The sequence below is a fragment of the Phyllobacterium chamaecytisi genome, from assembly GCF_020164455.1.
Classification (GTDB): domain Bacteria; phylum Pseudomonadota; class Alphaproteobacteria; order Rhizobiales; family Rhizobiaceae; genus Phyllobacterium; species Phyllobacterium chamaecytisi.
This window is the reverse complement of record NZ_JAIQWW010000005.1, coordinates 319907-343530: the sequence shown is the minus strand read 5'-3', so window position 1 is coordinate 343530 and position 23624 is coordinate 319907. Positions and strand designations below refer to the sequence as shown.

Genomic DNA, 23624 nt, shown 5'->3' with positions numbered 1-23624 from the left:
TGCAAGCCATGTACACTTACATCGGAAAGCGGCTGTTGCTCGCCATACCGACGCTGATCATCATATCGATCTTCGCTTTTTCCCTGCAAAAGCTTCTGCCAGGCGATCCAATCCTGGCGATGGCGGGTGAGGAGCGGGACCCGCAGGTGATCGAATTCCTGCGTGACAAGTATCGTCTGAACGATCCAGTGGTCTATCAGTATGTCTATTGGGTTGGCGCAGTGGTCCAGGGTGATTTCGGCATTTCCCTGCGGACCAACCAGCCGGTGCTTTCATTGATTGCGGAGAAACTCCCGGTCACGATCCAGCTTGCGATCATGGCAATGATATTCGCGCTCGCCATCGGCGTTCCCATCGGCATCCTGGCGGCCGTCAAGAAGAACACATGGATCGACTACATCGCCAATATCGTTGCGCTATCAGGTCTATCGGTACCGAATTTCTGGATGGGGATCATGCTCATCCTACTCGTCTCGGTTAAACTTGGCTGGCTTCCTGCCTCGGGTTATGAGCCATTTTTCAGCGATCCCGTACGATCCCTGCAAACGATGATCATGCCTGCCTTCGTTCTAGGGCTGGCGCTCGCCGCCACCCTGATGCGGCACACGCGGTCATCCATGCTCAGCGTGTTGCGCTCCGATTACATTCGCACGGCGAGAGCCAAGGGCGTTTCCGAACAGGCGGTCATTCTGCAACACAGTTTTCGCAATGCACTTCTGCCGATCGTCACGCTCACCGCCCTCCTCTTCGGAGAGCTGCTTGCAGGCGCGGTCCTTACGGAGCAAATTTTCACCATTCCCGGCTTTGGCAAGCTCATCGTCGATGCTGTTTTCAACCGCGATTATGCGGTGGTCCAGGGCGTTGTTCTGTGTACGGCGATCGGCTTCATCCTGATGAACCTCGTCGCTGATGTGCTCTACGTCCTGCTCAATCCCAGAATGAGGGCTGCGCTATGACGATGCTGCAACAAACCCTGCAGATAGCCCCCCAGCACGTGCGTTCCGGCAATCGCGCATGGAGAAAGCTCAAGGCCAACAAAAGTGCCGTTGTGGGGCTGGTCATCATTATCTTTTTCGTGGCTCTTGCCGTCATTGCGCCGCTGCTGCCTATCGCCGATCCCATGGCCACAAGCTGGTCGGCAATCCGCAAGGCGCCATCGGCGGCACATTGGCTGGGGACGGATGACATCGGCCGCGACATTCTCTCCCGCATGATCTGGGGTGCCCGGGCATCGCTGATGGCAGGCGTCTTCTCGGTCGGTATCGCAGTGGCCATTGGCGTTCCTCTCGGCCTGATATCCGGCTATTTCGGTGGGTGGGTCGATATGATCATTTCCCGCGTCACCGAGGCCTTCCTTGCTATGCCATTTCTCATTATGGCGATCGCGCTCGCTGCCTTTCTTGGGCCAAGCCTGTTCAATGCGATGATTGCAATCGGTCTGTCGGCGATGCCGCTTTTCGTGCGTTTGACCCGCGGTCAGGTCCTCAGCGTGAAGACAGAAGAATATGTGGAGGGCGCTCGGTCCATCGGTCTCGGTCACTACCAGATCATTACACGTTACATCCTGCCAAATGTCTTCTCGCCGCTTCTGGTTCAGGCAAGCCTGACAATCGCGACCGCAATCATCGCCGAGGCCAGCCTGTCGTTTCTAGGCCTAGGGCAGCAACCCCCTGCTCCGAGCTGGGGCTCGATGCTCAACGTGGCCAAAAACTTCCTGTCGCAAGCCCCATGGATGGCAATGTGGCCGGGTGCGGCAATCTTCCTGGTCGTTATCGGCTTCAATCTTCTTGGTGACGGTTTGCGCGACGCCCTCGACCCGCGTGAAGCATGAATATTCAAAAAGGAAACGTCCTATGACTGCATTTACGACTCGGCCCGAAATCCTGGGGACATTCGGCGTCGTCACCTCAACGCACTGGATCGCTTCCGCCGTCGGCATGAGCATTCTGGAAAAGGGCGGCAACGCATTCGACGCTGCCGTTGCAACAGGTTTCGCACTCCAGATCGTCGAACCACATTTGAATGGTCCCGGTGGCGACATGCCGGCCATCATCTATTCGAAGAAAAAGGACAAGGTCGAGGTTATTTGCGCGCAGGGACCGGCCCCCGCGGGTGCTACGATCGACCACTACAAGGGTGAAGGACTTGACCTCATCCCCGGTGATGGCCTGTTGGCCACTGTTATTCCCGGATCATTCGACGGCTGGATGCTCATGCTTCGCGACTATGGCACGCTTTCCGTCCGCGATGTTCTTGAGCCGGCTACCTACTATGCCGCAAACGGTCACCCCGTTCTTCCGCGTGTGGCGGCCACCATCAATGGATTGAGCGAGTTCTTTCGCAAGGAATGGCCGACATCCTTTGAAACCTGGTTGCCTGGCGGCAGTGCACCCAAGCCTTATTCCAATTTCAGGAATCCGGTCCTTGCCGAAACCTGGAAGCGCATCATCGCCGAAGCCGAAACCAGGAAAAATCGCGAAGACCAGATCGACGCGGCGCGCAATGCCTTCTATCGCGGTTTCGTTGCCGAAAAGATTGCCGATTACCTGAAAAACGCCGAGGTCATGGATGCAAGCGGCAACCGGCACAAAGCCGTGCTCAAGGCCGATGACATGGCGAACTGGAAAGCTACCGTCGAAGAGCCTCAGACCTACGACTATCACGGCTGGACCATCGCCAAGACAGGCCCATGGGGCCAGGGGCCGGTACTCCTGCAGTCGCTCGCCCTTCTGAAAGGTTTCGATCTCGCGTCCATGGATCCGAACGGCGCCGACTTCATCCATACGGTGACAGAAGCCATGAAGCTCGGATATGCCGACCGGGAAGTCTACTACGGCGACCCGGCTTTCTGTGAGGTTCCGATGCGGCATCTCCTGTCCGACACTTACAACGATGAGCGTCGCAAGCTGATATCCGCTGAGGCTTCAATGGAGCTTCGGCCTGGCAGAATCGCGGGCTTCGAAAAACAATATGATCTGACAATGGCCATGCTGGGTGGCATGGGTTCGACAAAAGGGCCCGTCTACGAGCCGACGATGGCACATCTATCGGAAAAGCGGGGCGATACGGTCCATATCGATGTCATCGACCGCGAGGGGAACATGGTGTCCGTAACGCCGTCCGGCGGCTGGTTGCAATCGTCGCCCACTATTCCCGGCCTCGGCTTCTGCCTCAACTCCCGCGCCCAGATGTTTTGGCTGAGCGAGGGTCTGCCGACGTCGCTTGCTCCGGGCAAGCGACCGCGCACCACCCTCACCCCGACGATTGCGCTCTTTGAGGGCCGACCAGCCATGGCATTTGGCACGCCCGGCGGCGACCAGCAGGATCAATGGCAGCTTCCGTTCTTCCTGCGCCATGTCCACCACGGAATGAACCTTCAGGCTGCGATCGACCAGCCGCTGTTCCATACGACACATTTTCCCAGCAGCTTCTATCCCCGCACCAGTCAGCCGGGCAACATCACCGTTGAGGCCGGTGTCGGAGCGGACGTACTCGACGCACTGCGCCAGAAGGGTCACGAAATCACTGTGGCCGATCCCTGGACGGTGGGGCGTATGACCGCCGCCAAGCGCGATGCAGACGGCTTATTGCGCGCTGCAGCTACACCCAGATTGATGCAAGCCTATGCAGTAGGACGGTAGCCGACGATGCCGAACACCTTAGCAGCCACCGTGCCGGAAAATACTACCAACGTTGCCAGGCCCAAGCCTGTCCTGTCAGTTGAAGGACTGACCACGTCGTTCAGCGTTGATGGTGATTGGAAAAACGTAGTGCGCAACGTGTCGTTTGACGTCATGCCTGGCGAGACTGTTGCCATCGTCGGCGAATCCGGTTCCGGCAAAAGCGTCACCTCACTTTCCATCATGCGGCTCCTCGCCAAAGGTACGAGCCGCATTAATGGCAAGATCATGCTGAACGGCAAGGATCTCCTGTCGCTCACGGACAAGCAGATGCGCGATGTACGCGGCAATGACGCGTCGATGATCTTTCAGGAACCGATGACCAGTCTAAACCCGATTTTCACTATCGGACGGCAGATATCGGAAGCTTTGACCTGCCACAGCAATCTGTCGCAAGCCGACGCACGTGCCGAGACGATACGGCTCCTGGAAAAAGTGCGCATCCCCAACGCGGCAGCGCGTTTCGACGAATATCCGCACCAGTTTTCCGGCGGTATGCGCCAGCGTGTGATGATCGCCATGGCCCTCGCCAGCCGGCCAAAACTTCTCATTGCCGATGAGCCTACAACTGCACTGGATGTGACAATTCAGGGCCAGATTCTCGATCTGATCAAGGTTTTGCAGGAAGAGGAAGGCATGGCCGTTCTCTTCATCACCCATGATATGGGCGTGGTCGCGGAGATTTCCGACCGCACAATCGTTATGTATCGCGGTGAGGCAGTCGAGAGCGGCCCGACCGACGATATCTTCCATCGCGGCAAACACCCGTATACGCGCGCCCTGCTTTCCGCTGTGCCACGATTGGGTTCGATGAAGGACAGCCGTTGGCCGCTGCGGTTTCCGATCGTCGATGTTACCACCGGCGAATCCACCGTCCCGACCGAAGTCGCCGATACAGTTGACAAGCGCAAGACACCCATCCTTGAAGTCAAGAACCTCACCACGCGCTTCGACATCCGCTCCGGCTTGTTCGGGCGCAAGTCCGGCGCTATCCACGCAGTGGAAAACATCTCCTTCGATCTGTTTCAGGGCGAAACCCTGTCCCTTGTCGGCGAGTCCGGCTGCGGAAAATCCACAACCGGCCGCTCGATCACCCGGCTTGTGCAACCCGACAGTGGCGAGGTTCACCTCGACGGCTACAATGTACTCACTCTGGACCAGGCGAGCCTGCGCAATATGCGCAAGAGCATCCAGATGATCTTCCAGGACCCTTTCGCCAGCCTCAATCCACGCATGAGTGTCGGCGCAACGATCGCCGAACCCTTCATTGCCCACAGGCTTGGAACCAAGAAACAAGCGCAGGACAAAACCGTCGACCTGCTCGAACGGGTCGGTTTGACCGCGGATATGATGAAACGCTATCCACACGAGTTCTCCGGTGGCCAACGTCAACGTATCGCCATCGCGCGTGCGCTCGCTCTTGATCCAAAGGTTATCGTTGCGGATGAATCCGTGTCGGCACTCGACGTTTCTATCAAGGCGCAGGTGGTCAATCTGCTGCTCGATCTGCAACAGAGCTTCAATCTGGCATTCCTGTTCATTTCCCACGATATGGCCGTGGTCGAGCGCGTTAGCCACCGCGTCGCAGTGATGTACCTTGGCGAAATCGTTGAGATTGGCCCGCGTGCCGCGGTGTTCGAAAATCCCCAGCACGACTACACGAAAAAGCTGATGGCTGCGGTGCCCGTGCCCGATCCCGCGCGCCGCGCGATCAAGCGCGACGTTGCGACCGATGAGCTGAAAAACCCTGTGCGGTCAATCGACTATTTGCCGCCGGTCCGCAAATATTGTGAGGTGTCGAATGGACACCTCGTTCAAGTCGGGTGACGAAAAGTAAGTTGATAGCCAACTAATCGGAGTTGTCTGCTTCAAGGCCGGCCACGATAGCGTCGTTATCTCCTGTTTTGAAAGTTGGGAAAACAACCCAATTCTTCAAAACAGCGGCTATCATGCAAATCCTGCGCTCCAAATGCCGCGCAAGCGGCTTCGTTCAATCCTATTTGTCCACACACTCTAGAGTAAATTCAGATTATCTTGCGGGCACGCGGATCGGGAATGGGAACGGCAGCCATCAGCGCGCGGGTGTATTCGTCCTTTGGCGATTCGAAAACCTCGCGTCGCGTGCCCATCTCGACTATCCGGCCTGCTCTCATGACGGCGACATTATGCGACATACGCTCAATCACGGCCATGTCATGCGAGATGAAGAGGTAAGCCAACCCCATCGTTTCCTGCAATTCGAGCATCAGATCGAGAACGCGAGCCCGCACCGAAACATCGAGCGCGGCCACGCTCTCGTCTGCAACGATGAGCTTTGGCTCCAGGGCAAGAGCGCGCGCAATGCAGATGCGCTGGCGCTGACCGCCGGAAAACTCGTGTGGATAGCGGCTGGCGGCGTCAGCCTGCAGGCCGACACGGCGGAGCAGTTCGGCGATACGATCGTCTCGCTCGCCCTTGTTGGCGAGACCGTGAATGATCAGTGGTTCCGCTATCGCAGCGCCCACAGCCATACGCGGGTCCAGCGAAGCGTAAGGGTCCTGAAAGATCATCTGCGCCGAGCGTCGGATGGGCTGCATCTGGCGTGCGCTCAGCCCGCCAATATTCTTTTCATCGATCACCACATCACCCGTAAATGGGATCAGGCCGAGCACGGCCTTGCCGGTCGTCGATTTGCCCGAGCCGCTTTCACCAACAAGGCCGAGCGTTTCGCCCGGTCGAAGCTCGAATGATACATCTGTAACAGCGGAAACAAGTGGCTTGCCCTTGAACAGCCAACGCGTGGGACTTCCATAAGCAACGTTGAGATTGCGCACAAGGAGGACTGGCGAACGGTCTGGTACCTCCCCGCGCGCAACTTCAGAACCGACGCGAGGTGGTCCGTCCGTCCCCGCATGGGCACCAAGGCGAGGGACGGCGGCAAGCAACTGTCGCGTGTAGAGCTCCGTCGGACGCTCGAAGACCGTCAAGGCACTGCCTTGTTCAATGATCCGCCCGTTCTGCATGATCGCAACACGGTCAGCCATCTCGGCGACCACGCCCATATCATGGGTGATCAGGATGATCGACGCCCCGAATTCCCGCTTCAATTCCCGCATCAGTTTGAGAATCTGCGCCTGTACGGTGACATCGAGCGCTGTCGTCGGCTCGTCGGCAATCAGGACCTTCGGTCTGCATGAAAGAGCCATCGCTATCATGACCCGTTGGCGCATGCCACCGGAGAGTTCGTGCGGATATTGCGTCAGGCGGCGGCCGGGCTCGGTGATGTGAACCGCGTCGAGCATTTGCCTGGCTATCGTTTCAGCCTTGCCACCTTCGGTTGCCTGATGCTCACGGATCGCTTCGGTGAGTTGCGTTCCGATTGAAAGCACAGGATTGAGCGACGTCATCGGTTCCTGAAAAACCATGGCTATATCGCCGCCGCGTACGCTCCTCATCGCGTGGTTTGAAAGGTTGGTCAATTCGCGGTCGGCAAGTTTGATGCTGCCCGAGGCGATTTGGAGCGAGGCCTTGGGCAGCAACTGCATGATCGACAGGGATGCTACGGATTTGCCGGACCCGGATTCTCCGGCAATACACAATGTCTCGCCGAGATTGAGATCAAAACTGACGTCCTGAAGAACATGCCGCCTGCCTTCCGGCGTGCGGGCATCCACACACAGATCACGTACTGACAGGACTGGCACGGATACTGGTGTAACAAGTTTCACGCGAACACTATCCTCGGGAAGTAGAACGAAACCACCCAGTTGGGCGCGTCAACGATTTCGCTGATCCGTAGATCGCCGCAGACCGAGCAGAGCAGATAGGCGTCGATCGGGCTCATGCCGTGCTCAACACCAAGCAGATCGATCATACGCATCAGGCTTTCGCGGGCGCCTGTCATAAGATCAGGCCCAACACCTGTCGTCACCTCATATCCCGCACCATCGAGATGGCGGGTGACCGGCTCTGTCGTCGTCAACCTTGGACTTTTCAGCCGGGCGTCCTTAACGAGTTCGATAGTGGCTTCGACCTCCATCTGGCTTTCGATGGCCGTGCCGCAAACTTCGCCATCGCCCTGCGCCGCATGCGTGTCGCCAATGGAAAACAGCGCGCCTTCGACTTCCACCGGAAGATAAAGCGTTACGCCCGCCGTCAGATCGCGGATATCCATATTGCCACCGACCTGCCGCGGTGGCACCACCGAGTGCAATCCCGGTTCCGCAGGAGCAACACCGATTGTGCCGGCAAAGGGCTTCAGGGGAACGCGTCCGCCCGGACCATAAAGCGAAGGTGTCATGGCGACGGGGTCATAAGTCCACATATGCAAAGCCGGTTCTGCAAACTGATCCGCAAGCAGGCCGAATCCTGGAATATTAGCCGTCCAGCCGACGCCTGAAGGCACGAAGCGGCGAAGTGTGACCTTCAGCGCATCGCCGGGTTTGGCACCCTCCACGTAGACTGGGCCCGTAACAGGATTGATCTTGCCGAAGTCGAGATTGGAAAGGGTTTCAAGCGTCGCACCCTTGCCGAGTTGTCCACCGGAGGAGTCCAGACATTCGAAATGGATTGTCTCGCCGGCCTTGGCGACAAGAGCAGGCTCGAAGTCGCGATTCCAGCCGAAATGATGTCTCGCACGATGGATGGTGTGGGTGCAGGCAACGCACATGGCAGCTCTCCAGAAAATTGAATATCATTCCCCGGGACTTGTTACGCCCCGGGGATCACACGAAGGCGATTACTGCTTCACGTAGATGGCGTCGTAGTTAATGACGCGCGTTGGATCGATATAGATATTGTCGGCACCGCCCATGCGTAGCGACTTGGCAACGACGCGGCGCTCGTTGATAAGCGGAATCCATGGAGCATCGGCCATGATGTCTGTGAATATCTTGCCCCATGTGGCTGAGCGTTCGGCCACCTTGGCCGGATCAGACATCGAATCCGCAGCAACCGCCCGCTTGTCGATATCCTGATTGCAATACCAAGACCAATTCCAGCCACCGGGTACAGCGCCGGAGCAGCCGAGGATTGGTCCGTAGAAATTCGACGGGTCCGGAAAGTCTGCGATCCAGGCCATGCCGCCAGACCAGATCATGGGTGCTTCACCCTCGGTCCCGCCTGCAGCAATAACGTTCGCTTGCGCCAGCGCACGAACTTCCGCCTTCACGCCGACAGCCGCCAAATCCTGCTGAATCGCCTGCGCTATACGCGGCTGTGGATCCGTGTTGGTGGAGTAGAGTACAGTTTCGAAACCGGTCGGGAACCCTGCCTCCGCCAGCAGCGCCTTGGCCTTTTCAACATCATAGGCATAGCCGGTAAAGCTCTTGTCATAGCCCGGCATTAGTGGCGGAAGCGGCTGGTTCGCCGCCGTCGCACGGCCGTTCAGGATACGCGTGATGCGATCCTTGTTGATTGCCATGTTGAGCGCTTGGCGAACCTTAAGATTGTCGAGGGGCTTCACCTTCGTGTTCAACGTAATGTAGCCGGTTTGAAGTTGTTGGCCATCGACGATCATCTTCGGACCATCGGCAGAGTTCTTGATCTCGAGAAACTTTGCCGGAGGTATGCCATCGCCGGCGATATCGACTTCGCCCTTCTGCAGCCGTAGCAGTGCCACAAGCGGCTCTTGACCCACTTCAACCGTAAACTTGTCGATGTACGGCATGTTCTTGACGAAATAATCCGGATTGCGTTCAAAGACGAGGTGCTGACCAATTGTCCAATCCTTAAGGACAAAGGTACCAGAACCGACCGGCTTCTTGCCAAAGTCGCCGCCCGCTGCCTCGACTGCTTCGTGCGGAACAACGGAAGCAAAATTGATTGCAAGGACGTGGAGGAAGGTCGCGTCAGGACGGGACAGGTGGAAGATGACAGTCGAGTCGTCCGGCGCCGCAATACCTTCCAATGTGGTCGTCTTGCCACCTGTGACGTCTTCATACCCCTTGATCGACCCGAAGAAACCAGCGCCGGGTCCTTGAGTCTTTGGATTTACAGCCCGCTCGATTGAATATTTCACGTCGGAGGCCACGACTTCGCGGCCGTTTGTAAACTTCACACCCTTGCGAAGCTTGAACGTGTAAGTGAGGCCATCATCCGAAACCCCGAACGTCTCGGCGAGCGATGGAATCAGATTGGCCGTCCCTGGTTCATAATCCATCAGCCGGGAATAAAGGCTCTTGATCATCGACCAGTTGACCCAGTCGTAACCGATCGCTGGATCAAGGGTGGCGATGTCATCCTTATAGGTAACGATGATATCGCCGCCTTGTTGCGGCGTATCCTGTGCAAACGAAGGCAGTGGCGTGAGTGCCAGTACCGTCGCCATTGTTGTGTTTCTAAGCCAGCTTTTGAACATTTTGTTCCCCTTTTTGGTTGTTAAAAGTCAGCGCGCACGAATGCGCGGGTCGATGAGCGGCGCAATAATGTCCGCTATGAGATTGCCGAGAACGATGGCCAGTGCCGAAACCAACGTCACACCCATGATGATCGGGATGTCGACCTGCTGGATCGCCTGCCAGGCGAGTTGGCCAATACCGGGCCAACCGTAAACCGCCTCGACGACGACGACGCCACCCATGAATTGGCCGATATCGATCCCGATCATCGCAATGATGGGCAGCATGGCGTTGGGAAGGGCGTGCCGCAGGATAATCCGCGCGGACGATAGACCCTTGGCGCGGGCTGTCCTGACGTAATCCTGATTGAGAACGTCGATCATAGCCGAGCGCACCATGCGGGCGTACCATCCCGCGCCAAGAATACCGAGTGTCGCCGCCGGCAAAACCACATGTGCTGGCGTGCCGAAACCGCTCATCGGGAACCAGCCAAGCATGACCGCGAAAACATAAAGAAGAAGCAGGGCAACAACGAATTGGGGAGCGGAAACACCAACAAACGACGCCATCATGACAACCCTGTCGACCGCCCCGCCACGGCGAAGCGCTGCAATGATGCCCAATGTGAGCCCAAGGACGACTTCGACGAGAATTCCCGCCGCCATCAACAGGAGTGTGGCTGGGATACGGGCCGCTATCAAAGATCCGACATCTGTCTTCTGCGCATAGGAGCGGCCAAGATCGCCATGTACGATGCCCTGCAGATAGGTCCAAAACTGAACGAGGAGCGGTTGGTCAAGACCAAGCTCACGACGGATATTGGCAACCGTCTGTGCGGTCGCACTACGCCCGGCGATCATGCGCGCCGGGTCGGCCGGCAGGGCGTAAAGAAGCAGGAAGGTGATTGCCGCCACACCAAGCAAGATCAAAGCAGTTTGCACGAGGCGGCGCAGGATAAGGAGTGCCATCTCAGCCGCGCCCCCGCTGTGTCGGATCGAGAATGTCTCGCAACGCATCACCGACGAGATTGAACGACAGCGCCGTCAAAAGGATGATTGCGCCAGGAAAGAACACGAGCCAGGGTGCCGCTTGAAAATAGCTCTGGCTTTCGAAAATGATATTGCCCCAGGACGGCTGCGGCGGTTGCACGCCGATGCCGAGAAATGACAACGTCGCTTCCAGGAGCACCGTCGTCGCTATGCCGAGCGTTCCCCAGACAATTGCTGTCGGCATCAGATGCGGGAGAATGTGCATGAACAAAATGCGGAAATGTCCAGCACCGAGCGAACGTTCCGCTAGTATGAAATCCCGTTCGACCAGGCCTCGTGTCTCCGTATAGACGATGCGCGCCACCTGCACCCAGTTCACCAGCGCGATAACCATCGCGACGATCCACAGGCTGGGTCGAAGCAGTGCCGCGAGTACGATGGCGAGAAGAAGGGCGGGAAACGCCATCATCAGATCTGTGAAGCGCATGAGCAGCCCACCAACAAAGCCGCGCAGATACCCGGAGAGAATGCCGATGAACAATCCGATCGCGACGGCGATTCCGTTGGCGACGAGACCGATGACCAAGGAAGTGCGAGCACCGAAAAGCAGTCGCGAAAACAGATCGCGCCCCAACGTATCCGTTCCAAGCAGAAACTGTTCGCTTGGGGGCATCGGAGCACCCTCAAGCGTCAGCCCGTCGAACATCTGATTATCGGGACTATAGGGCGCGATAAGGGGCGCTGCGATTGCCATTGCCACAACCACCACAACGACGATGAGCCCAAAAAGCGCTGACGGCTGGCGCAACATGGCCTTCAGCACCCGCATCAACCGGCCTCCGGCAGGGGTTCTGCACCGCCGATAATCGAGGCTGCAACCTGTTCCATAGGGACTCGCCTCTGCATCGCGCAGTTGCGCAAGATGCTGTAGGCATGCTCTTCGTCAATCTGGCGGGCCGCCATGATTTTCTGTACCGCGGCATGAACCAATGGGCGGAGGCGAATACGCTCTTCGAGGTGCAGCAGTCTGTTGCGAACCGCTTCACGCTCCTTGTGGATGCTCACTGCCATAACCAGTGCAGGATAGATGGCCGACGCGGCGATCGGCTTGGATATGATCGTGCAAGAGCCGTGTTCCATGAGCCAGGCGATGCGGCCCGGCGCTTCCGATCCGAGAAGTGCGACAACTGGCCGGGGTGCGTTGGCACCGCTCCAAGGCAGAAGGTCGTTCCATCCCTGATCCGCATCAACCAGAATTACGTCTGGCAGTTCGTCGGCATCGAGAGGGATCCATTGGATTGTCACGTGGAAACCCAACAGCTTCAACTGCCGCGATAACCGCTCCGTTGCAGCCTCCGGACGATGCAAGACCGTGACGCGCCATCCGGTAAAATTCGGCGTTTCCCTCATGACACGATCTGCAATTTTGGTGCTGGACGCTTCCGGCGTCCAGTTAGATAGGGATCAGCAGCAATTGCGGGCCGTGATGCGATGATATCAAACCCATTGTCCGTGGTGATGCGGCCAAGATGAAATGGCAGCGCTGCATGATTGGTTTCGGCGTCGATGCGAATATCGCCATGCACCGTCGACAGGGGCGCTCCCGACAATCGGCGACGAACTATTTGCGGGTCGTCCGTTCCGGAGGCCAGAATGGCTTCGCCGCACATTTTTACAGCCGAATAAGCGCTTGCGAAGAAATTGGAAATGCGCCGCTCCGTCCCGAAGCGCTTTGCGAGGCGCGCCTTGAACGCCAGATTTTCGGGCGAATTAAGGCTGTCGAAGTACGAAGCTGCCGACAATTGTCCCGTAGCAACGCCGCGACCGACTTCGCCGAGTTCGCATTCAGTCAGATCGCAACTGACAACGGGGCAGTTCTCGGGCTTGAAGGCCGGGTCGCGATCTCCAAGCTGCTTGAAAGCTTTCAGGAAAGCATAGCTTGCCGGACCAATAAGATTACTGAGGACGAAACTTGGCCTGCGCTGTTCGATGTCATTGACGATGCGTTCAACCGCCGTTTCTTCGAACGGCAAATAGCGCTCGCCAAGAATCTCACCCCCCGACTCGTTGATCAGTTCACGCGAGAGCCTATTCATCTCCCAACCCCAGACATAATTGGCGCCGACGAGGTAAGGCCGCTTGCCATAGCGGGGAAGGAGATACTCGAACAGGGGAATAAGATGCTGATTGGGACAAGCGCCGGTATAGATGACGTTCTCATTGGCTTCGAAGCCCTCATAGGGGCACATATACCAAAGCAGACCATCATGTTTTTCGACAAGCGGAATGACTTCCTTGCGCGCCAGAGACGTGATCGTTCCAACGATGTGGCGGCAACCGGAATCGCGCAGCATCGAACGCGCGCCTTCGAGATATTCCGGGATATTGCCATGAGGATCGATGAAAATTGGCTGGATCAAATCGCCATGCGCAGCGCCCAACTCTTCGATCGCGAATTCGGCGCCATCGCGGGATTCACGCCCCATCGCGCCATAGGGTCCCGTAGTCGAATAAAGAATGCCGATTTTTACCGCGTCCATTAACCTGCCAATACGAAAAACCCCACGACGCTTGCTCCCATCTAAGACGGGGCGTCATGGGGCGAAACTGCCCGTCGACCATCGAAAGTCATGTGATTGCAGAAGCTATGCTCAATCTGCAGGCACGATTAAAATACGGGCAAGCAATTCTTGTCAAGTGGGAATGTGCCAGGCGATTTGGCAGCCTGATATTTGGTGCTGCACTCTTTCCCTCGATGACATGTCCCACTTCCGTCATTGTCGGAAGTGACGACAAGACGACGCCCATCACGGCGTCGCAACTGATCGCAGATCGCATTCCGAACGCGACGCCAAACGTAATCACAGGCGCGGCGCATCTAGCCCCTATAGAGCGCCCTGCGGAGATCAATGCGCTGCTGCTCGCTGTTCTGGATTCACATTAGGAGCCTTGATTGCGGCCCGGCGGCCGAATTCGCCGATCGCGACCGATATGGTGCGTCGCACCCAAAGTCAGCCGCAGGGCGGCCGTCGCACCGCCCGCACCACCCCGGCCGATGTGCTGCCGCAATAGAGGCGGTCGCCGCCATCGGATTCCAGCCCCGACACGCCCATGCCGGCCGGCATGTCAAGCTTCTCGAGAACCTTGCCCGATTGCGGATCGACGCGGCGCAGATCGCTCTGCTCGCCTTCCCAGGTGGCGTGCCACAACTCGCCGTCGACCCATGTCACCCCGGTGACGAAACGGTCGGATTCGATGGTGCGCAGGATTGCGCCGGTCTCCGGGTTGATCTGGTGGATCTTGCGCTCGCGGTATTGCCCCACCCAGAGCGTCCCTTCGGCCCAGGTGAGTCCTGAATCACCACCGCCGCCGGGTGCCGGGATGGTCGCCAGAACCCGCCCGGTGTCAGGGTCGATCTTCTGGATGCGGTCGTTGGCAAGCTGGAAGAAATGCTGGCCGTCATAGGCGGTGCCGGCATGCGCCGCAACATCGATCGAGCGCTGCGCTTGCCCGTTTTCCGGATCGAAGGCGTTCAGCTTCTCACCCGAGGCAAACCAGACGTTGTTGCCATCAAAGCTCACCCCATGCACCCTCTCCACATCCGGAAAGGGTCCGTATTCGCGCAGGATTTCGGCTGTTGACTGTTTCATGTCTCTATCCTCACTGAGATGGTCTGATGTCCTTTACTAACCGTTCGGCAGCGGTGCCGGGAGTAACAAGGTGGTCGTGAATCCCACCACCGGCGGCGTCATCCAGCGGCGCGCCCGTCCGTGCCCGAAAAACTGCACCTTGCCGGCCTCGCCAAGCTGCACCAGAGCCCGTTGCACGCTGCGCTGGCCGGTGCCAAGCGCCAGCGCCAGCGCCGAACTCGCCCAGGATTGACCATCGGCGAGAAAGGCCAGCACCGCCGCGTGCCGTTCCTCGATCGGCCGCGCCAGCACCACCACGTCGCGTGCCTCGCGCGGCGCCAGCGCGAAGCCTTGGCTGGTCGCGCCGATATCGGCCAACCCCCGAAGCGCGGCGCGCAGCCGGCCGATCTCGACCCTGAGCCGCGCCCGGTGCGATTCATCGGCGTGCCTGCCGCCGAAGGCTTCGGCGATTAGCTTCGCCCTCGACACATCGCCCGGCCACGCTTCGGCCAGCGTGCGTGCCAACGCAAACAGGACCGGGCGTGTTGCCAGCGAGACGATTGCTTGCTGCTTGCGGATGACATAGCGGAAGCTATCGACCACCAGCGCCGGCGACGTCTGCAGCGCCTCGACCTCCTCGAGCAGCAAGGGGCGCTGCTCGCCACCCGCGATCAGCCGCGCCGCCGGCGTGTCCAGCGCCAGGAACGCGCTGTCGACCTCCGCGATAAGGCCCCGAATGCCGGCGCGGCGGGCGGCGTGGCTTGCCCACTCCAACGCCCTGCGCGCCGGCTTCGTCCTGAGGCGCCGCATAGCGATGCCGGCGACGGCGAGCTCGTGCGCGGCTCTCGAAGCCGGCGGAAGCGGCATCGGATCGAGCCCGGCCAGCACATCTTCGGCCTCGTCCAGACGGCCGATCAACAGCAGGCGCCGCACCTTGAGGTGGCCGGCATGCGCGGCGTTCAGCCGGTCGCCATGCTTTTCCAGCGTCGCCCGCGCCGCGTCCAAAATCTTGGCGGGCCAGCCAAGGTCACGCGAGACTAGCGCGATCTCCGCTTCGGCGACGACGCATCTGGCACGCGCTACCGCCTCCTTCGGGCCGAAGCCACGCGCGGCCCGCCGCAGCAGCGTCTTGGCACGATCGAGGTCGCCGAGCTGCGCCATCGCAATGCCGCGCAGCGCCAGCGCCGGAGGGTCTTCGCGCAAGGCGACGCGATCGAGCGCGCCGAGCGGATCGCCCGCGGCCAGTGCCAATGCCGCCGCGGTGATCAGCGAGTCCATTCAAATCCCGTCACACTTGTTACTCCCACCCCAGCACTGCCCGCCATAACGTAAGTCATGGCCGTCAACCAGCAAGGGTGTCGACGCTGTGGCCATCGTTGACGACAATATCCCCATTGGCAAGCCCTGAGCATCTCATAAGGGATAACTGACATGCCTGACTCCGACGATCTGCCTCTCCATGCGACGAACGACACCGCCGAGCACGCTGAGCGGATGCGCCATCCCTGCTGCGGCGGGCCGGGTCCTTCAAATCCCGTCACACTTGTAACTCCCACCCCTGTGTTTCACCGCCCTATTCTAGCTCATAGTAAGCAACAACAGACTGGCAAAGGAGACTTCCAATGATCGAGCACATCGCAATGAAGACCCCGCCGATCGTTTCAAGACAGAACTGGGAAGCCGCCCGCGAACAGATGTTGGTGAAGGAGAAGGCAACGCTGCGCGCCAAGGATGCGCTGGCCGCCGAGCGTCGGCGCATGCCGTGGATGGAAGTCGACAAGGCCTATGTGTTCGAGGGGCCGAATGGCAAGGCGAGCCTGCTCGATCTGTTCGAGGGCCGCCGCCAGCTGATCGTCTACCGCGCCTTCTTCGAGCCCGGCGTGTTCGGCTGGCCCGAGCATGCCTGCCGCGGCTGTTCGCTCGGCGCCGATCAGGTCGGTCACCTCGCCCATCTCAACGCCCGCAATACTACGCTTGCCTACGCCTCGCGCGCCCCGCAGGCTGACATTACGCGGCTGAAGCAGCGGATGGGCTGGGAAATGCCGTGGTACACCATCACGGACAGTTTCGACAAAGACTTCGGCGTCGACGAATGGCACGGCCACAACGTGTTCATCCGTGATGGCGACCGCATATTCCGCACCTATTTCATCAACAGCCGGGGCGACGAGGCGATGGGCACCGTCTGGAGCTATCTCGACGCGACGCCGCTTGGCCGCCAGGAAATCTGGGAGGATTCGCCCGAAGGCTATCCGCAGACCCCGCTCTACTCCTGGTGGAACTGGCACGACAATTACGACGCCGGGGCCGACAAGACATGGGAACAAGTGGCGGCCGCCGGCGAGGCGGCGTTCAGGGATAAGGGTGAGCAGTAACGGCTATCCAGCTTGGGTTCCTCTCCCCACTCCCTAGGGGCGAGGAACCAGTCCTGGCTGGCGTAACCATCAAGGGATTAAGACCATGAGCGATATCCATTCTCGACCGGGCAGCATGCCCTCCGAAAACACCACCACCCTCAGCATCGCCGACTGGCTATGCCTCGCTGCCGCACCCACCTTCGCCGTGATGGCACTGCTCTCCTGTCTTCAGGCTGGCGATGCGGCCATGCTGTGCATGGGCTCCTCGCCACTCACTGGCATGGCGGCTATGTATCTCCTGATGAGCGCCTTCCACCTGGCACCCTGGCTAAGAGTGCTCTCCGGCCGGCAGGTCCGATAGGTCCAGCGCGCCGCCCAAGCTTGCACCGGCAGGCTATACGCATGTCGAGGCTGCTCACCTGCACCGGCGCCACCGCCTGGCGAGGCCTGGTTGTGTGCGGCAAGGTTCTGCCATCCTGGACCCGTGCTTGCCAGATGGGGTGGGTGTCCGTCGCATCAAGCAACTGAACAGTTGTCAGCGACACATCATCCGGACCGTAAATAGTGACGTTCAGGTCATTGTCCTTTTGATTGGCTAAGCGGTTCGGTCGCCAGCATCCAATTGGCTATTGCCATTGCAAGCAATGCACCGACTAGCTCCGCAATGATAAAGCCGGGTAGATCAAGCGGACGGATACCCGCGAAGGTGTCTGAGAGGGACCGTGCAATAGCGACGGCTGGATTGGCGAACGAACTTGAGGCAGTGAACCAGTACGCCGCCGTGATGTACAGTCCAACTAGCCAACCGATTGCATCCGGCCGAAATCGAAGGCCAGCAAGGATGGTGAATATCAGGCCAAAGGCGGCGACAACTTCTGCGATCCATTGCCCGCTACCGGTGCGAATGGTCCTTGAAACCTCGATAATTGGAAGTTCAAACATGGCATGCGCCATGAACGATCCGACAATACCCCCCAGTATCTGCATGGCGATATAGAAGAGCGCGGCAATAGGCTCGATATCCCTTCGCAGCGCGAAGACCATCGTGACCGCGGGATTGAAGTGTGCGCCCGAGACTGGTCCCAGAATAGTAATTAGCACCACCAGGATCGCACCGGTGGGGATGGTGTTTCCGAGCAGTGAAAGCGCCACATCGTTGGTCAGTCGGTCGGCCATGATTCCCGAACCGACGACCGTGGCAACAAGTATTGCCGTGCCGAGTGCTTCTGCCGCGAGGCGGCGGGCTAGGTCTGGTACCACGGGCATGGCTCTTCCTCAGATGGAAACTGATCGCGTCAGGACAAACGCTGTCGCGGGGCAAAGCCTGGATGCCTGCGGCGATGCCAAAATTGCAGCGGGCACAGCGCTTCGGTCGACCGGATGGAAGCCGAGTTTGCCTCGGAATGGTGCGGCATTGGTCGTCAGTAGATAGCCCGTTTCCGCTCCCTGGATGTCAGCATACCGGAGCAACAAACGTGTGATGGCACTGCCATGTCCATGCTTTTGCGCCTCGGGCGGCACTGTAATCGAGCGCAGGAGTGCATCCTTTCCGTAGAATTCAATGCCGCCATATCCGACAGGTTTGCCCTGGCGATCGGCAAAACGAAAGAACTTGCCTTTGGATTCGGCAAGATCCTCGGTCGGCAATGATGCTGCTTGAAGGGCCGTCGCGAAGTCCGAATCGATCGAATTTATTTCTTCCGCTTCCAGCCCCTCACGGCGGCCGATGGCTTGCAGCTTTGTTGTCAGCCATAGCCGATCGACGGAATCGTGCTTCAGGTTGAGGAATGCCATGATTCTGTTCTTCATGTAGCGGGCGGCAAGCGAAAAGGCTCGTTCCTTTTCGATGTCGATGCCTTCGACGGCGGCCGGATCTTCGATGCCCCAATGTGCTGTCATGGGATGACCTGGCCAAACCGGACACGCCTCTCCCGCCGCGCTGTCGCAAACCGTAAAAATAAAATCCATCTCCGGCGCGCCCGGTTCGGCAAATTCGTCCCAGCTCTTGGAACGAAAACCTCCCGTCGGATAACCGAGAGCATCGAGGACCTTCAGAGCGAATGGATTGACCTCTCCCTTTGGCTGGCTGCCAGCAGAGTACGCATGAAAGCGTCCCTTGCCCTCCGTGTTCAAAATCGATTCTGCCAGGATCGAGCGCGCCGAGTTTCCAGTGCAGAGAAAGAGAACATTGTAGATGCGATCATGCATTGAACTTCTCCTTGGGCGGGCAGCATGGAACGATGTCGGCAAGCAACGGCGCGCAGATGTCAGGGTGGCCAGCGCAGCAATCCTTCAAAAGGTAGTTGATGGCTTCACGCAGGTTCTCGAAGTTGGCGCGATAGATGATCGAACGGCTTTGCCGCTCGGAAGAGATCAACCCCGCCCGCGACAGGATCGCGAGATGTGTCGACATGGTATTTTGCGGAACGTCCAAGATGCGGGACACCTCGCCCGCCGCGATACCATCCGGCTCGTGCATGACGATGAGCTTATAGGCATCCATACGTGTCGACTGCGCGATAGCCGAAAAAGCTGCTATGGTTTTATCTTTTTCCATATATCTGGATTTACAGATATCAATTCAGATCGTCAAGTGTACTAACGGCGCCATTCCCCTGCTGCCTTACCCCTCAGGCGAACAGGAAGTCGTTGGCTGTAAGGCCCATCTCATGGACCTGAATCGAGTCATCATCGCTCAAGGCAATCTCGGTGTGGTCACCCACGACCGTGATCCTGCCTTCCGTTTCGAGTTGCTCAAAGCTCAGAAAACCGTAGCCAGCAATGTCCAAGACGTCGCCGCTTCCGGCCTGGAAGCCTGAGACGACATCATCGCCGCTGGCGGGCGCAAACACGAAGTGATCGGCGCCATCATCGACGCCGTCAACGCCGTTGCCTGTAATCGTGTCGTCACCCGCACCGCCGGTCAGGATGTCGGCACCGCCTGCTCCGACAAGCGTATCGTTGCCAGCACCCCCGGTGAGGGCATCGTTTCCGGCCCCGCCCGAAAGGATGAAACTGACGTCGGCATCGGTCGAGTTGCTGGCATCGAAGGTGTCTCCCTCATCGCCGGTGTAGGTGTTGCTCGTGTAGGTCACGCTGCTGAGGCCGGCAGTGGCTAGCGCGCCGGAGACGGTGATATGGTCACTCCCGCTCCCGCTTCCGATGGTGATGCTCTCGATGCCGCTGACCTTAGCACCATTGATATCGATGAAGGAGCCCTTCCCCTCGATGTCGACATCGTTCGATTCCTCGTCGACGGCCGTCCTCTCGAAACGCAATTCATCCACGCCGCCGCCACCGTCGAGCACATCCCGGCTGTCGAGCAAGAACAGGTCGATCCGGTCGTCTCCGCCACCGCCGATGAAGGTGCCAGGGCCGTCCCAACTCCTGAGGTGGACATCGACACCGCTGGAGCCGCGGGCATCGACATTGAAGCTGCTCTCATGGGGTGCGTTGCCGCTATACCCGATGGTGACAGAGATGGTGTCCAAGTCGCCGGAGGAGAAGTCGCCGGTGATGGTCACTTTGGCCTCCTCCAGGAAGTCGAGGCCGATACTTTCGACCGACTGCATGGTGGCGCCATTGACGATCGCGTTGTTTTCGGCGGCCGCGACGTCGAAAGCCGCGAATTGATAGTCGGCGTACAGCGTGTCGGTCAGATTGCCGCCGATTATGTGGTCGCCGGGACCGACGTCGCTCAATCTGAACTCGTTCGTGCCCCATTTGGCACCGATCAGCGTGTCGTCGCCCGAGCCACCACTCAGATAGTTGTGATAAGGCTCGCCGCCATTGCCGTTCAGCGTGTCATCGCCGCCCATGATGATGTCGTCGCCCGATCCGCCGTAGATACCGTCGGAGCCGTCGCCGCCATCGATCGTGAAGTTGCCGTTGCCGACGTCGACAACGTCGTCGCCTGAGCCGGCAAATATCTGACCGTTCGTCCAGCCCGTCCTGACCTCGCCGTCACCAGTAAAGTCCCGGCTGGCCCACCCGACACGAATGTCGTCGTCGCCAGCGCCAGTGTCGATGTGCAGGTCGTTGCTCCAGTCGGATGTGTTGCTGTCGATGCCGATCCTGACATGGTCGCCGCCGCCGCCCGTCGTTACCTCGGCCCGCTTTACGCCGTCGATAGCGATGTTGCGGTCGGCGTCGCCGTCGAGATGCACCCAGGCATCGACGAAGTTCGAAACCCTCAGCGCCGATCCGGTGAAATCGGAAATTTCGATGTTCTTGATCGTGTTCCAAGTCCGGTTCAACGCGATATCTAGGCTGTCGTCATCCTGCCAGTCGATGCTGATGGCCGGCGCGCCGGTGTCGGGATCGTTGCCAACCTGAGTGTCGGGGAACTCTACCAGGTTGATCCGGGTGTCCCCCGATGCGGAATCAAAGTTGCCCTCTGCGGTCTGAACCGGATCCGGATTGATGGCCGTCGTATAGGTGTAACGCGTCGCCGCTTCCTTCCAATAGGCATCATGTTCTGAATATTCATCGGGCGCCCACCCTGGCTCATCGGATGTTGACGACAGGTTGAGTTCTATCTTCGACATAAAATCCTCCTCCGTTCTGATAATCACATCGTGAGATCATTTGTCGTCTAGCCGTGATCGAAGTCGCTGCTCGCTTGGGGACTGTCATTTGCTTATGAAACTACAGTTAACTACAAATAGCTTTTGAGCCAACTGAATTTTCTATTTAGATATTCTCTTAATATACTTTAAAAATTGAATTATTGCTGGCTTTCAATCAAGACTATTTGCCGGAGGTATCAGGCAGTCCCCAACCATGACAAGCGATGGACCCTGTTTAGCGAGGCGTGCCTGATTCGGCTCTGGGGACGCATTGGCACGAGACGTCAGGAGAAGCTGCACCATTTCGAGCGGGAAGAAGGGGCGGTTGGGTTGTTCCTCGATCTCTCGACGAGAAGCGCTCCCGAGGCTATCATTTAAACTCCAGAGATTAAAAAGCTTCCCGCGCCAATGAAGCTTAAGGCGTCAGACCGATCGTGATCGTCGCGGACAGGACATTCCCTGGCTGATACCAATTGATTTGCTGAAACAACGGAGGCGCACAATGGATGACGGCACCCATACAAGTCGAATAGAAATGGTCGTCCTGATGACACCCGACATGGCCAACTTCAGCGGCAAGGTCCATGGCGGCGCCCTGCTCAATCTCCTGGACCGCGTCGCCTTCTCCTGTGCCTCGCGCTTCTCGAAGCAATACGCTGTCACGTTGTCGGTCGATCAGGTCGTGTTCCGTCAGCCTATCATGGTTGGTGAATTGGTGACCTTTCGTGCCTCGATCAATTACGCCGGTCGTACCTCCATGGAAGTCGGTATTCGGGTTGAAGCCGAAGATATCCGCACCGGCGCGCGTCGACACACAAACTCCTGCTATTTCACAATGGTGGCCGTGGATGCGGATGGCAAGCCAACTGCAGTGCCGCCATATATTCCAGCGACAGAGATCGCGCAGCAACGCTTGCGAGCCGCAGAAGCAAGGCGAAGCTTGCGACGGGAATTCGAGACGCGCTTCAGGGAGGCCGGCTCTGAAACGACGGCCTGAGCCGAATGCTACTTGCCCGCCGGACGCTCGGCATATATATTGACGAAATGCTTGACCATTCGTCCCGACCGTCTACGCCGCCACATATGCCGATGGATGCGCTGAGCGAAGTCCTGCAGGACTTTCGCTTGAGTGGCGTCAACTATGGCCGCTGCGAGCTCCGACATCCATGGAACATCGCCTTTCCGCAACAGCCGCTGCTTCGTTTTCACTTTGTCAGCCAGGGTCCATGCTGGATTTATACAGAAGCGCAAGGCTGGCAGGAGTTGCACGATGGCGATCTGGTGCTGCTGCCGCAAGGTATCGCCCATCGGCTGGCCAGCGCTCCGGACGTTGTGGGCGATTCGCTCAAGGGTTGCCAGGTGACCAAGTTGGGGAGCAACGTTTGCGAAGTGGTCCGGGAAGGAACGGGCGCGACCAGCACCCTTTTCTGTGGCTCCATGTCCTTGGGTGCCTGTGCGCTCAACCCCTTGATCACTTTGATGCCGCCAATCATCAAGGGCTGCGACGTGGCCGGCAATGACCCGATCGTCGGTCCTTTACTGGCGGCCATGACAGCGGAGGCCACACAACCGCAGATGGGCAGCGCCACCATCTTGTCACGTATGGCGGACCTGCTCACAGCGCGGCTCATCCGCTGTTGGGTCAATTGCACCGGAGCCTCGACCACCGGTTGGCTCGCTGCCATCCGCGATCCCCATATCGGCCGCGCCCTCGCAGCCATGCACCGGGACCCCGGCCGCAACTGGACACTCGAAAGCCTCGCAGGCCTCGCAGGCCAATCGCGCTCGATTTTCGCCGAGCGCTTCAGCGCTGTTTTAGGGGAAGGCGCGGCACGCTATCTCGCCCGTCTGCGTATGCAGCTTGCCCGCGATTTGCTGGGACAAAGCGGCATGTCGGTTGCCGAGGTCGCCACCCGCTTGGGCTATGAATCCGAGGCATCTTTCGCTCGCGCGTTCAAACGCATCACCAATGTCTCGCCTGGCGTTGTGCGCCGCACAATTTCCGGACGAATGGACATGGATTTCGGATTTTAGGACACATATCATCCGAGAAGACTCGTCTATCAATATCTCCAAACCCTTGG

Annotated in this window: 23 protein-coding genes; 10 read left to right on the top strand and 13 right to left on the bottom strand. The window is 58.7% G+C overall.

Translation table 11 applies throughout. The annotated features are described in order from the left end of the window. Positions 1 to 8 precede the first annotated feature (8 nt). The 4 genes from LB462_RS10805 to LB462_RS10790 are packed head-to-tail and all read left to right on the top strand — an operon-like array spanning position 9 to position 5507. Complete coding sequence (locus LB462_RS10805; protein ID WP_224507694.1) at positions 9 to 956, top strand: ABC transporter permease; 948 nt, start codon at positions 9 to 11, stop codon at positions 954 to 956. Further along, positions 953 to 1831, top strand: a complete 879-nt coding sequence (locus LB462_RS10800) for an ABC transporter permease (RefSeq protein ID WP_224507692.1) — start codon at positions 953 to 955, stop codon at positions 1829 to 1831. The genes LB462_RS10805 and LB462_RS10800 overlap by 4 nt, the downstream gene beginning before the upstream one ends. Before the next feature lie 22 nt (positions 1832 to 1853). Then, positions 1854 to 3641: a gamma-glutamyltransferase family protein gene (locus tag LB462_RS10795; RefSeq protein ID WP_224507690.1), complete on the top strand. Its 1788-nt coding sequence runs from the start codon at positions 1854 to 1856 to the stop codon at positions 3639 to 3641. 6 nt (positions 3642 to 3647) lie between these two features. Beyond that, positions 3648 to 5507, top strand: coding sequence for an ABC transporter ATP-binding protein (locus tag LB462_RS10790; protein WP_224507688.1), 1860 nt, complete (start codon positions 3648 to 3650; stop codon positions 5505 to 5507). Positions 5508 to 5704: 197 nt separating this feature from the next. On the opposite strand, the gene LB462_RS10785 is transcribed toward LB462_RS10790, so the two are convergent. The 7 genes from LB462_RS10785 to LB462_RS10755 form a co-directional block, all read right to left on the bottom strand. Further along, on the bottom strand, positions 5705 to 7387 hold the full coding sequence (locus LB462_RS10785; protein ID WP_224507686.1) for an ABC transporter ATP-binding protein: 1683 nt from the start codon (positions 7385 to 7387) through the stop codon (positions 5705 to 5707). Beyond that, positions 7384 to 8328 carry an acetamidase/formamidase family protein gene (locus LB462_RS10780; RefSeq protein WP_224507684.1) on the bottom strand — a complete coding sequence of 315 codons (945 nt, stop codon included), beginning with the start codon at positions 8326 to 8328 and terminating at the stop codon, positions 7384 to 7386. The genes LB462_RS10785 and LB462_RS10780 overlap by 4 nt, the downstream gene beginning before the upstream one ends. Positions 8329 to 8397: 69 nt before the next feature. After that, positions 8398 to 10017 (bottom strand): ABC transporter substrate-binding protein, encoded by a 1620-nt coding sequence (locus LB462_RS10775; protein WP_224507682.1) that lies wholly within the window; start codon positions 10015 to 10017, stop codon positions 8398 to 8400. 27 nt (positions 10018 to 10044) lie between these two features. Next, positions 10045 to 10965 carry an ABC transporter permease gene (locus LB462_RS10770; RefSeq protein WP_224507680.1) on the bottom strand — a complete coding sequence of 307 codons (921 nt, stop codon included), beginning with the start codon at positions 10963 to 10965 and terminating at the stop codon, positions 10045 to 10047. Position 10966: 1 nt separating this feature from the next. Beyond that, positions 10967 to 11815 carry an ABC transporter permease gene (locus LB462_RS10765; RefSeq protein ID WP_224507678.1) on the bottom strand — a complete coding sequence of 283 codons (849 nt, stop codon included), beginning with the start codon at positions 11813 to 11815 and terminating at the stop codon, positions 10967 to 10969. Further along, entirely contained in the window at positions 11815 to 12396 is a 582-nt protein-coding gene (locus LB462_RS10760) for an ANTAR domain-containing response regulator (RefSeq protein WP_224507676.1), read from the bottom strand. Before LB462_RS10760 ends, LB462_RS10765 begins: the two co-directional genes overlap by 1 nt. After that, a complete protein-coding gene (locus LB462_RS10755) occupies positions 12393 to 13526 on the bottom strand; it encodes a transporter substrate-binding domain-containing protein (protein ID WP_224507674.1) in 1134 nt (377 codons plus the stop codon). Before LB462_RS10755 ends, LB462_RS10760 begins: the two co-directional genes overlap by 4 nt. A gap of 56 nt (positions 13527 to 13582) precedes the next feature. Here LB462_RS10755 and LB462_RS10750 point away from each other — a divergent pair, with 56 nt between their 5' ends. Further along, positions 13583 to 13930 (top strand): alpha/beta fold hydrolase, encoded by a 348-nt coding sequence (locus LB462_RS10750; protein WP_224507673.1) that lies wholly within the window; start codon positions 13583 to 13585, stop codon positions 13928 to 13930. Positions 13931 to 13997: 67 nt separating this feature from the next. On the opposite strand, the gene LB462_RS10745 is transcribed toward LB462_RS10750, so the two are convergent. Further along, complete coding sequence (locus LB462_RS10745; RefSeq protein WP_224507671.1) at positions 13998 to 14636, bottom strand: Vgb family protein; 639 nt, start codon at positions 14634 to 14636, stop codon at positions 13998 to 14000. Positions 14637 to 14672: 36 nt separating this feature from the next. Further along, positions 14673 to 15893 (bottom strand): helix-turn-helix domain-containing protein, encoded by a 1221-nt coding sequence (locus tag LB462_RS10740; RefSeq protein ID WP_224507669.1) that lies wholly within the window; start codon positions 15891 to 15893, stop codon positions 14673 to 14675. Positions 15894 to 16237: 344 nt separating this feature from the next. Here LB462_RS10740 and LB462_RS10735 point away from each other — a divergent pair, with 344 nt between their 5' ends. Both LB462_RS10735 and LB462_RS10730 read left to right on the top strand, forming a co-directional pair. Then, complete coding sequence (locus LB462_RS10735; protein WP_224507668.1) at positions 16238 to 16990, top strand: DUF899 domain-containing protein; 753 nt, start codon at positions 16238 to 16240, stop codon at positions 16988 to 16990. 85 nt (positions 16991 to 17075) lie between these two features. After that, the gene (locus tag LB462_RS10730; protein WP_224507666.1) at positions 17076 to 17333 is read left to right on the top strand and encodes a hypothetical protein; all 258 of its coding nucleotides are present in this window, start codon (positions 17076 to 17078) and stop codon (positions 17331 to 17333) included. Positions 17334 to 17548: 215 nt separating this feature from the next. Here the strand turns inward: LB462_RS10730 and LB462_RS10725 are convergent, their stop codons facing one another. From LB462_RS10725 to LB462_RS10705, 4 genes are all read right to left on the bottom strand, one after another. Continuing rightward, positions 17549 to 18238, bottom strand: a complete 690-nt coding sequence (locus LB462_RS10725; protein ID WP_224507664.1) for an aquaporin — start codon at positions 18236 to 18238, stop codon at positions 17549 to 17551. Positions 18239 to 18247: 9 nt separating this feature from the next. After that, positions 18248 to 19180 carry an arsenic resistance N-acetyltransferase ArsN2 gene (gene arsN2 / locus LB462_RS31425; RefSeq protein ID WP_370637107.1) on the bottom strand — a complete coding sequence of 311 codons (933 nt, stop codon included), beginning with the start codon at positions 19178 to 19180 and terminating at the stop codon, positions 18248 to 18250. Then, positions 19173 to 19529, bottom strand: coding sequence for an ArsR/SmtB family transcription factor (locus LB462_RS10710; protein WP_224507663.1), 357 nt, complete (start codon positions 19527 to 19529; stop codon positions 19173 to 19175). The genes arsN2 and LB462_RS10710 overlap by 8 nt, the downstream gene beginning before the upstream one ends. A 73-nt stretch (positions 19530 to 19602) precedes the next feature. After that, complete coding sequence (locus LB462_RS10705; RefSeq protein WP_224507661.1) at positions 19603 to 21519, bottom strand: calcium-binding protein; 1917 nt, start codon at positions 21517 to 21519, stop codon at positions 19603 to 19605. A 174-nt stretch (positions 21520 to 21693) separates the two neighbouring features. On the opposite strand from LB462_RS10705, the gene LB462_RS10700 reads away from it, so the two are divergent. From LB462_RS10700 to LB462_RS10690, 3 genes are all read left to right on the top strand, one after another. Next, complete coding sequence (locus LB462_RS10700; RefSeq protein WP_370637106.1) at positions 21694 to 21918, top strand: WGR domain-containing protein; 225 nt, start codon at positions 21694 to 21696, stop codon at positions 21916 to 21918. A 124-nt stretch (positions 21919 to 22042) separates the two neighbouring features. After that, positions 22043 to 22537, top strand: a complete 495-nt coding sequence (locus LB462_RS10695) for an acyl-CoA thioesterase (RefSeq protein WP_224507658.1) — start codon at positions 22043 to 22045, stop codon at positions 22535 to 22537. A 47-nt stretch (positions 22538 to 22584) separates the two neighbouring features. Beyond that, positions 22585 to 23574, top strand: a complete 990-nt coding sequence (locus tag LB462_RS10690) for an AraC family transcriptional regulator (RefSeq protein ID WP_224507740.1) — start codon at positions 22585 to 22587, stop codon at positions 23572 to 23574. Positions 23575 to 23624: the final 50 nt, after the last annotated feature.

What these genes read in the sequence shown, in the direction of transcription:
- LB462_RS10780 (WP_224507684.1), bottom strand. Translation starts at nt 8,328, where the DNA reads ATGTGCGTTGCCTGCACCCACACCATCCATCGTGCGAGACATCATTTC.
- LB462_RS10735 (WP_224507668.1), top strand. Translation starts at nt 16,238, where the DNA reads ATGATCGAGCACATCGCAATGAAGACCCCGCCGATCGTTTCAAGACAG.
- LB462_RS10690 (WP_224507740.1), top strand. Translation starts at nt 22,585, where the DNA reads ATGCTTGACCATTCGTCCCGACCGTCTACGCCGCCACATATGCCGATG.
- LB462_RS10775 (WP_224507682.1), bottom strand. Translation starts at nt 10,017, where the DNA reads ATGTTCAAAAGCTGGCTTAGAAACACAACAATGGCGACGGTACTGGCA.
- LB462_RS10755 (WP_224507674.1), bottom strand. Translation starts at nt 13,526, where the DNA reads ATGGACGCGGTAAAAATCGGCATTCTTTATTCGACTACGGGACCCTAT.
- LB462_RS10745 (WP_224507671.1), bottom strand. Translation starts at nt 14,636, where the DNA reads ATGAAACAGTCAACAGCCGAAATCCTGCGCGAATACGGACCCTTTCCG.
- LB462_RS10770 (WP_224507680.1), bottom strand. Translation starts at nt 10,965, where the DNA reads ATGGCACTCCTTATCCTGCGCCGCCTCGTGCAAACTGCTTTGATCTTG.
- LB462_RS10790 (WP_224507688.1), top strand. Translation starts at nt 3,648, where the DNA reads ATGCCGAACACCTTAGCAGCCACCGTGCCGGAAAATACTACCAACGTT.
- LB462_RS10695 (WP_224507658.1), top strand. Translation starts at nt 22,043, where the DNA reads ATGGATGACGGCACCCATACAAGTCGAATAGAAATGGTCGTCCTGATG.
- LB462_RS10750 (WP_224507673.1), top strand. Translation starts at nt 13,583, where the DNA reads ATGGGGCGAAACTGCCCGTCGACCATCGAAAGTCATGTGATTGCAGAA.
- LB462_RS10730 (WP_224507666.1), top strand. Translation starts at nt 17,076, where the DNA reads ATGAGCGATATCCATTCTCGACCGGGCAGCATGCCCTCCGAAAACACC.
- LB462_RS10805 (WP_224507694.1), top strand. Translation starts at nt 9, where the DNA reads ATGTACACTTACATCGGAAAGCGGCTGTTGCTCGCCATACCGACGCTG.
- arsN2 (WP_370637107.1), bottom strand. Translation starts at nt 19,180, where the DNA reads ATGCATGATCGCATCTACAATGTTCTCTTTCTCTGCACTGGAAACTCG.
- LB462_RS10705 (WP_224507661.1), bottom strand. Translation starts at nt 21,519, where the DNA reads ATGTCGAAGATAGAACTCAACCTGTCGTCAACATCCGATGAGCCAGGG.
- LB462_RS10740 (WP_224507669.1), bottom strand. Translation starts at nt 15,893, where the DNA reads ATGGACTCGCTGATCACCGCGGCGGCATTGGCACTGGCCGCGGGCGAT.
- LB462_RS10765 (WP_224507678.1), bottom strand. Translation starts at nt 11,815, where the DNA reads ATGCGGGTGCTGAAGGCCATGTTGCGCCAGCCGTCAGCGCTTTTTGGG.
- LB462_RS10710 (WP_224507663.1), bottom strand. Translation starts at nt 19,529, where the DNA reads ATGGAAAAAGATAAAACCATAGCAGCTTTTTCGGCTATCGCGCAGTCG.
- LB462_RS10725 (WP_224507664.1), bottom strand. Translation starts at nt 18,238, where the DNA reads ATGCCCGTGGTACCAGACCTAGCCCGCCGCCTCGCGGCAGAAGCACTC.
- LB462_RS10795 (WP_224507690.1), top strand. Translation starts at nt 1,854, where the DNA reads ATGACTGCATTTACGACTCGGCCCGAAATCCTGGGGACATTCGGCGTC.
- LB462_RS10760 (WP_224507676.1), bottom strand. Translation starts at nt 12,396, where the DNA reads ATGAGGGAAACGCCGAATTTTACCGGATGGCGCGTCACGGTCTTGCAT.
- LB462_RS10800 (WP_224507692.1), top strand. Translation starts at nt 953, where the DNA reads ATGACGATGCTGCAACAAACCCTGCAGATAGCCCCCCAGCACGTGCGT.